The sequence below is a fragment of the uncultured Bacteroides sp. genome (assembly GCF_910578895.1).
Lineage (GTDB): Bacteria > Bacteroidota > Bacteroidia > Bacteroidales > Bacteroidaceae > Bacteroides.
The window spans coordinates 48,516-60,872 of record NZ_CAJTSC010000009.1; the positions used below are offsets into that span (position 1 = coordinate 48,516).

The 12,357-nt window shown below is 53.2% G+C and carries 5 protein-coding genes; all 5 read right to left on the reverse strand.

Going from position 1 to position 12,357, the window contains the following annotated elements; all coding sequences use genetic code 11:
- Positions 1-32 precede the first annotated feature (32 nt).
- Complete coding sequence (locus QZ327_RS03895; protein WP_294617288.1) at positions 33-2,387, reverse strand: BamA/TamA family outer membrane protein; 2,355 nt, start codon at positions 2,385-2,387, stop codon at positions 33-35.
- Position 2,388: 1 nt separating this feature from the next.
- Positions 2,389-6,930 (reverse strand): translocation/assembly module TamB domain-containing protein, encoded by a 4,542-nt coding sequence (locus QZ327_RS03900; protein WP_294617290.1) that lies wholly within the window; start codon positions 6,928-6,930, stop codon positions 2,389-2,391.
- A 234-nt stretch (positions 6,931-7,164) separates the two neighbouring features.
- Entirely contained in the window at positions 7,165-9,501 is a 2,337-nt protein-coding gene (locus QZ327_RS03905; protein WP_294617292.1) for an ATP-binding protein, read from the reverse strand.
- The gene (locus tag QZ327_RS03910) at positions 9,498-10,838 is read right to left on the reverse strand and encodes an MATE family efflux transporter (RefSeq protein WP_294617293.1); all 1,341 of its coding nucleotides are present in this window, start codon (positions 10,836-10,838) and stop codon (positions 9,498-9,500) included. The genes QZ327_RS03905 and QZ327_RS03910 overlap by 4 nt, the downstream gene beginning before the upstream one ends.
- 241 nt (positions 10,839-11,079) lie before the next feature.
- Positions 11,080-12,315: a pitrilysin family protein gene (locus tag QZ327_RS03915; RefSeq protein WP_294617295.1), complete on the reverse strand. Its 1,236-nt coding sequence runs from the start codon at positions 12,313-12,315 to the stop codon at positions 11,080-11,082.
- Between the last annotated feature and the right edge of the window lie 42 nt (positions 12,316-12,357).

Below are 12,357 nucleotides of genomic sequence, written 5' to 3' on the forward strand. Positions count from 1 at the left end.
CCGCACTCACGGCAACTTCCCCAAGGCAATCCCTAAAACGGATAGCCGATGGCAAAATGCAGGGCAAGGCTGTCCTTGAACTTGGGTATGTTGTAGTAGCCCGGCTTACCGGTATCATACGGGTTGTGCAGCCCTATTCCGCAATCCAGGCGGAACACCAGGAAGTCCATATCGTAGCGCAAACCCGCTCCCGTGCCCAAAGCCACCTGTCCGGCAAAATTCTTCAGCGTGAACTCACCGCCGGGACGGGAGTCGTCCTTACGCATCAGCCACACGTTGCCGGCATCCAGGAACACCGCTCCGTGCAAATCGCTGATGATGCGGAAACGGTACTCGATGTTGGCTTCCATGCGTATGTCGCCCACATGGTTGATGAAGGAGTATTTGCTCTCCTTGTCCGGGATATATCCGCCCGGACCGATGTTGCGGGCAGAGAAAGCACGCACGCTGTTTGCCCCGCCGATATAGAACTGCTCGGTATAAGGAGCCGACAACGCATTTCCGTACGACCATATCACTCCACCGGCAATGCGGGTGGCGATTGTCTGGTTCTTGTCTATCTTGTAATGGTAGCGGAACTCACTGTTCACTTTCAGGAACTGGGCAAAAGGCACGCCCAGCAGTTTCTTGTCCTTCTCGCCAAACGATTTTCCGAAAGCGCTATAAATACACGAGGTCAGGTTGCCTGCCGAGCTCACCGTTGTCTGCCACCAGATGGGATTACGCACACGTGCCAAAGAGGCGTTATCGTAGGTGTACATATATTCCATGACAGGGATAAACTGGTCGCGCAGGCTGACATAGAGCGCCGGATTCTCCGCCTGCAGTTCCTTAAAGGCTTCCGTAGGGTTGCGAAGCACATTAAACGTCAATTTGAACGGCGTGAAACTGTGCTTGCTGGTACGCTGCGGCTGAAAGTCGTACGTGGCGTTTCCGCCAAACGCCAGGAGCTTATAGTACTTGGCGCGGTTCAGCTGGTTGATGTACAACTTGAACGTGGTGGTTGCCGGAAAGTCATACTCCCTGTCGCCGAAACGGGGAAAGACCACACGCGGGAACATAAGCGAAGTGGAGAGCCCCATTTCGTAGCTGTTCATCAACGAAGAGCGGTTCTTGCCCGTCTGCCACTCATACGAACCGTCCAGCTTGACGTTCCAGGACTCACCGCCGCCAAACACATTGTTTTTTGTCACGGTAAACGAAGCTCCCGGTCCGGTCTGGTTGTTGCTTTTCATCTTTATGTTGAAATCCAGTTCGGCATCGTAAGGCTTGTCGAGTGACGCGTGGATATTCACGTCCAGCGTGTCGCATACGAATGTCGTATCGCGCGGCGTGTACTGCATCTCAAGGTAACGGAAGATGCCCACATTGTTCAAACGCTCCTGCACACGGGTCTGGCGATACAGACTGTAAAGGTTCTGCATGGATTGCCTGCGGGAGATACCCGTACTGTCCTGCACCTGACGTTTCTGGCGGTATGCCTGGTAGTTCAGCCATCTGTAAATCATGTTGGGGCGTACCCGCAGTTTATCGTGATAGTAGATGCGCATTCCCTTGTAGTCCGTACTGTCATTGGGGGCTTGCCCCTGCTTGCCATACAGGTAAAACGACCGCTTGCCCACGAAAAAAGGTTTCTCGGCAACCGAAGGCATGCCGGAAGCCGGCACCATGCGCATGGCTACGTGGCCACCGGGCACCAAAGTCGTATCCGCCTGATAAGTCAGATAGTCGGGACGGAAATAGTAGCACCCCACATTACGCAGCAAAGTACTGATACGGGTGCGCTCTCCATCGAGGTCGGTCACATTGAACTGCTCTCCCGGACTGATGAGCGAGCGGCGGCGGCTCATGTTCATGATACGCATAGTGCGTTCGCTGAAACCGTGATAATAGACCGTATCTATGAAATAGGGATTGCGCATATCTACCGTATATTGCAGCTTCGCCTTCAGCGAATCTTTCGGGTCGGTGAAGGTCTTATAGCTGACCGTGCCGTTGAAGTAACCGTAGTCGCGCAACAAATTGGCAGCGGCCTTCTGCCGGATATCGGGATTGACGGACGACATCAGCACCGGATTTGCCGCAAAGCGGTTGAATATCCACTTGCCAAGGCCTTTCTCGTATTTCACAAACCCGTTGTAAATCCATAATCCCATCGGGAACGGTATGCGGATAGTGGAACTGCCCAGCAAAGAGTTGTTCGGAGCAGTGGCGAGCGCCGCTTCAACCTCTTCCATGGCAGTCTCTCCTACCGGAGTGGTACTGCGGTTCTCGACAATCATCGGTTTCTGTCCCGTATACAAGATTTCACCTTCCGGCAAATGCTTGGTTGTGGAACATCCTGCCAGAAACAGCACACCTGCCATATACAATATCAGTCGTTTCATATCATTCTACAGTTTGTTTCTTCTTTTTCTTGAAGATGAAGAGTTCGCCCAGACGGTCCATCTTACGGCGAAGCACAAGTCCGACTCCGGTTTCCGTTATTTCCCCATCAAGCACACTCTCATAATTCTTGGCATGGAACACACGGACATAGCGCGTGCCGGACGTATCCAGCCTATATTCCAGTGAGATATTATCAATAAACGATTCCGCATTGTTCGTGGCGTTGGCACCGGTAGTCACCTTGCCGCCGATGACAATCTGTACGCGGTCGTTGAAAAGGCGTTGCGAATAGCGGAAGCTATAATCCGTCTGCTTGTCGCCCGTTTCGGCAGCGGTACGGTCTTCCATGCCCATCGTGAAACTTGCATTGATGCTTTGAAAAGCCGAACCCGCCAACGAATTGATTTGGCTTTGGATAACGCTGTTCAAGGCGCTGCCCATCGTCAGTCCGCCGCCTTTTACACCGCTATTCATGTAAACGCCGGTTGCCAGCATGGCAATCGCCTGTTTGCTGCGCTCCTCGGCACCCATCGCCTGCAACTCGTTCTCGATGGTAGCATCATCCGGTGCAGTAATGTCGAAAATCAGTTCGGGAGCATCAAGGCGGTTCTTTATGGCTATGGACACATCGAAGTTCACCACACGCGAACCGCCGTTATCACCGTCTGCCACCGAAGCACGCATACGCTCCGTCGCTTTCAGGCTCAATGTCGGGTTCATGGGGTCGCCACGCCAGTCCACATAGCTTCCGTTGTTAATCTGGAACTCTTTCAGCGGAATGATAGGAAGCGAGTACTTCATGATTCCGCCCGAAAGCGTATAGCGTCCGGTAAGGCTGATATCACCTTGCGGGGTATATTGCATGTTCAGGTCGCCGCCGCCTTCCAGTTCGATAAACTTGCTGCGGTCGGGACTCAGGTCGGCACGCAGGCGTACGGCATTGTCGATATGTACGGACATAACCATGTCCATGCCGCCTAAAGACATGGCGGGAGCCTCATCGGCATTCACCGAAGTCGTGTCGGCAAAGGAAGTGAAAGTAACCAGCCCGTCAAGGCGGTCTTCCACCGTAAGCGGCGAGTCGGTCAGCACGTAGGTGACATCCGTGTTTCCCAACAAATTCATGTTGCCACGCATGGTCAAGGCGTTCAAAGGTCCCCGTACCGTGGCGTTCAGGTCGACAAACACCTTGCCGTATATAAGGCTTTCGCGGGTGCGCGGCGCATCCAGCAGTGTATAGTTCTCCGCCAACAGCTTCAGCTCCGCCGTAGGGCGTTCCATGTTGCGGAAGTCCACCTTGCCGTTGATGGTGAACGGATTCTTGCTGGTGGTATAGATGGCGAACTTATCAAAAATCAGCTGGTTGTCCTTTACCTGCACAGGACGGTCGTCAAACCAGTAACGGGCTCCTGCCTGACGGGCATATACCGATACGCTGTCCAGCATAATCTTTCCGTTTATCTTGGGTTTATCCAACGGTCCGTAGATATACATTCCGCCATCAAGGTCACCGGTAAACGAGACCATTTGGTCCGGCACAAAGGCATTGGCTATCTTCATCGGGAAATGTTCGAAGAAGGTATTCACTTCCAACGTATCCCTGCCGTTCTTTTGCATCAGTATGCCGTCGGCTGTCAGCACTTCCTGATTGTCATAACTGAGGTATGTATTCAGATAATGCGTGGTTCCCCTGTCTCCCGGCAGCCATGTGGCTCCCATACCGATGTCTCCTACCGGCTGACGCTCGTAGGTCAGCGCATCGATATTGGCTTCGGCGGATACCTGCAAGGAAGTAGGCGTCTGGATATACTGCGCCTCGGCAGAGAACAGACCGGTCAACCGGGGCATATAAGGAAGCACTTCACTCAACTCACCCAACTGGAGACGGCTCAACTCCACATTCATATTCTGCAACGAAATGCTGTCGTTCTTGTCCGATTGCATGCGGAAACACAAACCATCGTCGCTATCCATATCGATATTGGCATAGACGCGCATATTCTTATGCAGATATATCCAATTGCTGTTATCCACAAAATGGAACTTGCGGTATGCGATAACCGGTTCGGCAGGCGTCAGGTTCAGCAACACTCCATTGCCCTTGCCCCGCCCTTCCGTCAACGGACGGGCATTGACACCGAACAGCACTCCTGTCTGTCCCTTGCCGTCCACATAGTTCACGGTCAGTTCGGCATCTTCACTCCTGATTTCACCCGTGAGCGTGCTGCGGAATACGAACTGCGGGTTCTTCGGCCCGTTAATCACGCCACTTTGCAACATCATCCGGGAAGTATCCTGTTTCACGGTAAAGAAAATGGTATCAAGCTGCAACGAGTCCACACGCAATCCGTGAATCGCCGTCCGCCCATTAATGCCCCGTGTCGGCGTGCTGCCGAAACGAAGGATAAAGTCGTTGAAAGTGACGTTCTTTGTTTTCAGGAAATAACTGACCGGATTCGCCTGCCCTGCCGTCAACTGCATGCCTGCCGAAGGAAGCACTTGGCGCAGAGCGGCATGGTCCAGCCGCCTTTCGTCAAGCTGTTTCGTAAGGATGGAGGCAAACTCGCCCGACTGTTCCAACAGTTCCTTCAAAGTGCTGCGGGCACGGAACTGCAAATCCATATCGCCGGCATCCAACCGCAACTTAATGGAATCATGACGCGCTTCCGCTCCCAGATTGAACGCAAACGAACGTTCCAAAGGCTTGGGCGCAATGCCCAGTTTATGCAAGTCCACATCCTCTACATTCATGTCCAGCTTGCCGTCCATGTATTTACGGTCAAGACGCAAATCCGCCTCGGACTGCATCTTCAACAGTTCGTTATCACTCGTCAGCCGCACGGAAGCCAGTGCAGACTTCAACCCCGCATTCAAATCCACACCCGATATGTTCCAGCGGGCATATTGCAATTCGTCCAACTTGGCCTCCACGCGTGCCACCGTCTTGGGGGAAACAATATCCACTCCCTGTCCCCAGGCGGCGACATGGGCGGTAAGCATGTAGATGGAATCCTTAGGCAGGAAATGATGAAGTTGCAAGGCATCTACGGCAAGGTCCGCATGATAGGCTTCGGTAGACAAGTTGTAGGCGGCATCCAGGTTCAGGCTGCCTTTGTCTTCCTGCACTTTGAGCAATGCAGTGCATTGCGGACCGTCAAGCCCGAGACGTGCCATGAGATTCATGCTATCGGGCACAACGACGGAACCGTCGGGCATCACACCGCTCAGCCCCGTCAGGAAATTGAGGTCTTGCGTCTGCATCTCAAAGTCAAGTTCTCCGCTGCGCTTCAAGCTGTCTGTAAGGTTCCACAACTCACCGCCGCCACTCAATGAGAAGGCGCCGGGCAGTTCGGCGGTGAAACGGGAAATCTGCATCTGTTTCAGGTTTCCTTCCGTACCGGCACGGATTACCAGCGGACGGAAAGGATAAGCCTCCTTGAAGGTTTCGGGCAACCCGCCGGCAAAGAGCATCACGTCCTGCTTGCCGATATTGGCATTGAAACGGGCTGTCAGGCGCCCAGTAGTGGGTATGTCGACCAGTTTCCAATAGGTTTGCGCCGTCAGGTCCATTTCGCTGTGCGGGGTCTTGAGTTGCAGATAAGGTATGCGGATAAGGGTTGAGTCGGCAGACAGGCGTCCCGTCAGGGAAGTTACGGAAAGCCCGGAACGGTCGTACATGGAGAGTTCGCGGATAACTGCGTTCATTTCGCGACCGCAGGTCATCACCGAGTCTATGCCGATGCGGATATCACGCAATGCAATGTGCGAGGCATCGAAACCCTCGACCGGAACAGCGGTACCCGAATCGTAATTCACGGCAGTGCCCGTAAGGGCAAACTTCCGCCAACCGTAAAACTGACGCCTGAGGTCGGCATTGGCGTCTTCTATGCTTGCATCACCAACGCGGGCTGCAAGCGTCATGGAGTCGAGCGGCATCCGCAAGTCTACGGAAACGTTTTTCAGCCTCAAATTGTGTAAAGCTATCTGCCAGTTCAAGGCGGTCGTGGCGGTATCTTTCGGAGTTTCGGTGGTGTCGGTAAGGACTACTTGCACATGGGTATCGTTCAGTTCCACATTATTCAGCACGGCATTCTCCTGCTTCAGGTCGATGCCGTGGCTCTCCAGGAAAAACCTTCCGAGATTTCCCTTCACATGCATGCCTTCGAGTAAATTGGAAGAGTTCACCGCCACCTGTCGCAGGGTGATATCGTCCACCTCTACCCTGCCCTGTAACAAAGGCCATGCCTGCACGCGTACATTCAGGCTTCCGAGGTTCAGCAAGGTGTCGGGATGCTGCACGTCAACGGCATCGTTCTCCGACTGCACCACCTGCACGCCACGCACAAGCAGGTTCAAGGGAAAACGAAGGTCAATTCGCTCTACGGAGATGTCCATACCCGTAGCGTCCGACGCTATCGCCGTAGCCTGTTTCCTTATAAAACTCTGAACAGGCGGCACGTAAAGCAATACCATCAATATTACAAATAGGATAATAGGGGTAAGCAGCACCCAAAGTGCTACCTTGAACCATTTTCTTCTCATTGGAACGTCAGTCTGTCAACAATTAAGTAGATGTTTACAATCGGTTTATATCATCAGTACTTGTCCATTCTTTGCTACGCTCTGAATGACAGATAGTACAAGACAATCAATCATTGGTGCTTAAAGTCGTACAAAGTAAACAATTAATTTTGAGATAAGGTTCCCAAAGCAAGGAAAATACTGTACAATACCGGTATTTACGGCTATTTGCATCCCCCTCTTGCACCAACCTGCCTATGCCTGCAAACGAACAATGTCCTCAATCAGAGCAAGCACACGAAGCACCCGCTGCCCTTGTTCCGTCGTAAAGGGAGTGCCGCGCAAACCTTCCAGTATCTTGAGTTCCGCCACCAGTTCCGTAGCGCCAATCAGCGTAAAGAGAGGAATCATCTTATGCGAGACGGCAGCAGCCGCGTCCATATCTGCCGCGTCCACTGCCTGCCGCAAACGTCCGGCATTAAGACGGGTTTCGGTGACGAAGCTCTCAAGAATGGACTTTGCCGCCTCCGGGTCATCGCCGGAGAAAGCAGTGAGTGCCGAGAAGTCGTAAGAAGCGTTCGGGAATGGGATTTTAACCGCCGCTCCAACCGCAGCCTGTCGGGTAACGGCTGCCCCCTGTTGCCCAACCGTTTCTCCCTCTTGCGGAGCGGACACCTGCCCGATACCTGCCACACTCAGTTCCCGAAGCAATTCCGCTACCGTAAAGGGCTTGTACAAACAACCGGCAAAACCATGTTCCTTGAATGCTTCCGGCTTCATGTCACTGCGCGCGGTAACAGCTATCACAGGAATGGACTGCGCCTGAGGGAGGTTCGATGCACGTAACAGTTTCAACAGGTCGAATCCGTTGATGGCAGGCATCTGTACATCAGTAAGCAATACCTCGAAAGTATCGGAGCGCAAGGCGTCCAGCAACTCGTCCGTTTGCATACACGATACCGAAGCGATGCCGTTCTGCCGGAGCATGGATGCGGTAAGCGTAAGCTGAATGCGGTCGTCATCAATAAGCAACACGCGCAACGAGGATTGTACAGGAACGGATACCGGCTCAGCGTCCGCCGCTTCCGCTTGCTTGCCGGCATGCTCCGGCATCCGGATGGGGAACAACGGAACGCGTAGAGTAAACGTACTTCCCTTGCCCGGCACGCTGTCCACATCAATCGTCCCTTCGAGCAACTGCACAAGCATGCGCACGATGGACAACCCCAAGCCAAAGCCCTCCTTGCCCTGCGCACCGGGCAAGCGGGTGAACTCCCGGAAAATCCGCTCCCTGTCGGCAGGTTCCATGCCCTTGCCCGTATCGGCGATGGCAACAACCAGCCGGCTGTGCTCGTAATGCGCCGTCATCGTGACGCTTCCTTCGTCCGTAAACTTCACGGCATTGGAAAGCAGGTTGTTTATAATCTGGCGAAGCCGCAACGGATCGCTGATATAGGTACTCTCCAGTTGGGGCGCGATGTCGCAACGCAAATCCAGCCCTTTGGCAGAAGCCAGCGGTTCGAAGCAGACATGAATCTCCTCCAGCAAGCGGGCAGGATGAAAAGTGACCCGGTTGATTTCCGCCTTATGAAGGTCGAGCCGATGGAAATCAAGCAAATCGACCACCAACTTCAGCAGATGTTCCGATGAGGTTTTCATATTGTCCAGATAGAAACGCTGCCGTTCGTCCACCGTCAGTCGGGAGAGCAGGTCGGCATAGCCCATAATGGAACCGAGCGGCGCCTTGAAGTCGTGCGTGATGGCAAGCATCATCTTCTCGCGCGTGGCAAGCAGCTCTTCGGCACGGCGGCGAGCCTCTTCCAATTCGCGACGGTAGCGGTTGCTACGCGTAATGTCGCGTCCTATGATAAACAGGAAAAAGGCGGAAAGCAGCACCGCACCGGCTGCAATGCCGCTGATAATCCTGGCGGAATGGCGGCGCACGGACTGCCGGTAGTCCGCTTCCTCACGGGCACGCTGCAAGGTCTCCTGCTCATAGTCTTTCAGCAGACTGTCGATGCGGGCGGTCAGCATCTTGTCCATGCGCTGCAGCGTACGCCTGCGGCGGTGCATAACCGCCAAGTCTTCTTTCTTCTGCTGCGCCACGGCACGAAGCATTTCCTGAAGGGAATCCACCGGATTATAGATATCGATTACCGTATCCGTGGCATATTCAAGGGTGGTCTTTACCTGAATGGCACTGTCCTTCTTCGGCGGCACGAACACCTCGCCCAAACGGCGGAAGAATCCTTTCTTCCTGGGCTTGGTAACCACGGTGTCGCGATGCGTAATGATACGGTGCCGCACATGCCGGTCGGCAGCGACCGAATCTTGCCGCGCGGCGATGAGGTTCTCTACCTCGCGGGTAGAAACCATGCTGTCGTTCGTCTCGCTCAGCACACGCAACATGTAAACATTGTTCGCATCCTTCTTCCGGAGAAGGGCAATGAGACTGTCCGTCCACTGCACGTCCTGATTGTCGGAAAGCATGAGGTTTCCCATTTCCCGATGTACGAAAAACAGGGAAAAGAACAACACCCCCAACAGCAAGGTGTATCCGACGGTTATCTTTACTTTCGATACACTATTCATGGTTTAGAAGAAGTGATGCGGAAACGTAGCCACAGCATCAGCCCGGCGCTGGTCAGCCCGAACGGGAAAGCCATCCATACGCCAACCAAGCCCCAGCCCAGCACGAAACCGCAAAAGTATCCTACAGGCAAAGATATAACAAAATAAGAGATAAACGCAATAATCATCATCGGCTTTACATCCGACATGCCACGCAGCGCATTGGCAAAGTTGATTTGCAAACCGTCGCCAAACTGATAGATAAGGAAAGGGAAAAACAGCGAAGCAACCAGCGCCGACGCCTCTGCGCTATCCGTAAACCAGCCGCCCACCTGTCCGCGCATCATAAAGACAATGCTCATGAGCACCACTTCCATAACCATTATCAGGTGAAAACCCGCATAGGTGGCACGACGCACATTCTCCCTATCACCCTGCCCCTTGAAATTGCTGACACGCACCGCTACTGCCGCACCCATGCCGTAGTACATCATGAAAGTGAACTGGGAAATCGTCAGCATAATCTGATGGGATGCCAGCGCAATAGTGCCCAGCCAGCCCACCATGATGGCACTAAGGCTGAAAGAGGCGGTCTCCATTCCCATCTGCAAGCCGACAGGCCATCCCAGCGCATTAAGCTGCCTGAACAATGAAGGTGACCATCCTTTACGAGAGAAACCGAACCGGTAGCGGATGAAACGGCGGCTGCGCAATACAATCAGCGCAAAGACCACGACCATCGTAATGCGCGAGAACAACGTGCTGACACCTGCTCCCAACAAGCCCAACTCCGGAAAACCCAACTTCCCGTTGATAAGGACGTAATTGCCCGCAATGTTCAACGCATTCCCGCACAGCAATATCCACATGGCGGTCTTGGTGTCTGTAATACCGTCCGTGAACTGTTTGAAACCGTTGAACAGCATCACGAACACCAACGAAGCGAGCAATGCCAAATAATAAGGTTTTATCAAGGGCATCAGTTCCTCGGGCTGCCCCAAACGTTCCACGTTGAAGTAGACCACCGTCATGATGAAAGTAAGGAGCAACGCCACCAGCACATTCGCCGCCAGGCTGCATCGCAACGCCTGTCCTGCCTCGGCAAAACGGCGGTTGCCATAAAGGCTACCCACAATAGGCGTCAGCCCGTAACTGAAACCGGTACTGAATATGATACAAAGTGTAAACACATTATTGACGAACGAGGCAGCACCCAGCTCTTCGGTACTGTGGTGCCCAATCATCAGGGTGTCTGCGAAACCAAGAACAATCACGCCCACCTGCCCGATGACAATGGGAAGGCCTAAAGATACCAGCGCCTTATAATGCTGTCCGTAGCGGGCTATTAAATTTTTCATCTTATAATCCGAATTTGTTTCAAAAAGGGGAAAGACTTTCGTCTTACCGGAAAATACAGTTTGTTCCAAAGGGGAGGAACAACCCGTTACATAGGAGAGAAACTGTTTGTCACACTATATTGAACAATATGTTCCGCCGTATTGAACGGTTTGTTACATTGCAAAGAAGCAGTCCGTTCCATCGGAGAAAGCTCTTCCTTTCCTTCAATGAAACGGGAAACATCCCTCCTTGCCTTGAGAATTAACGGTTACTCTTATAATATAATACGACGGCATTGCTTTCGCGAAAAGTCTGTTGTGCCACAGAGTGCAGCTGTTCCGTGCTGACGGAGCGGTAACGCTCCACTTCGCAATCAATGTCTTCCGCCTTACCGGTCAACTCGAACCAAGCGAGGTTGGTGGCTACGTTCAGGTAATTGATATTACCGAATATCTGGGTCGATTCGAACTTATTCTTGACCTTTTCCAACTCTTGTCCGCCTACCGGAGAACGCTGCAACTCTTCCAACTCCTTACGCACGGCAGCTTCCGCCTGTTCCAACGATACGCCTGCCGCAGGTTTGCCTCCGATTTGCAGCAATCCGGCATCGCGCGTGCCACTGATGTACGCATCTATGCTGGAAAATATGTTCTGCTCCTGCACCAGACGGCGGTTCAACCGACTGGAGCGACCGTTACTGAGGATATCGGACAGGATATCGAACGCATAATAGTCGGCACACTCACGGTCGCACATGTGATAGCTCATGAACAGGGCATCCAACGGTACATTTCTTTCCACCGCCAGCCTGCGTTCCTGCGTTTGCAGCGGCTCTTGCGGCAACCGCCTTGGCGGAACGTCTCTTCGCGGAATGGGAGCAAACCACTTTTCGGCAAGCCTGACGGTTTCATCCCACGAAATGTTTCCCGTCACTGCCAGCACGGCATTGTTCGGAGCATAGAAACGGTAAAAGAAAGCTTTCACCTCGTCCAGCGTGGCGTGCTCGATATGCGAAAGTTCCTTGCCGATTGTGGGCCAGCGGTACGGATGCACCTGGAACGCCAACGAACGGAGCAGATGCCCCACATCGCCGTAAGGCTGGTTCAGGCAGCGTTGTTTGAACTCCTCCATCACTACGCCGCGCTGCACCTCAAGGCTCTGCTCGCTGAAAGCCAGTTCAAGCATGCGGTCGGATTCCAACCAAAAAGCGGTCTCTACGTTCGGTTTCGGAACGGTAAGGTAGTAATTGGTGATATCGTTATTGGTCCAGGCATTGTTTTCGCCCCCTGCCAGCTGCAAAGGTGTGTCGTAGTCGGGGATATGCACCGAACCGCCGAACATCAGATGCTCGAACAAATGGGCAAAACCCGTATGCTCGGGATGTTCGTCGCGCGCACCGACATCGTAAACGATATTGAGCGCCACCATTTGCGTACTGGTATCCTCGTGATGCACCAGCCGCAGACCGTTGGGAAAACAATGCTTGTTTATTTTCATGCGGTTTCCAATAAGAAGTTAGAGGAGTTCCTGAAAAGAACT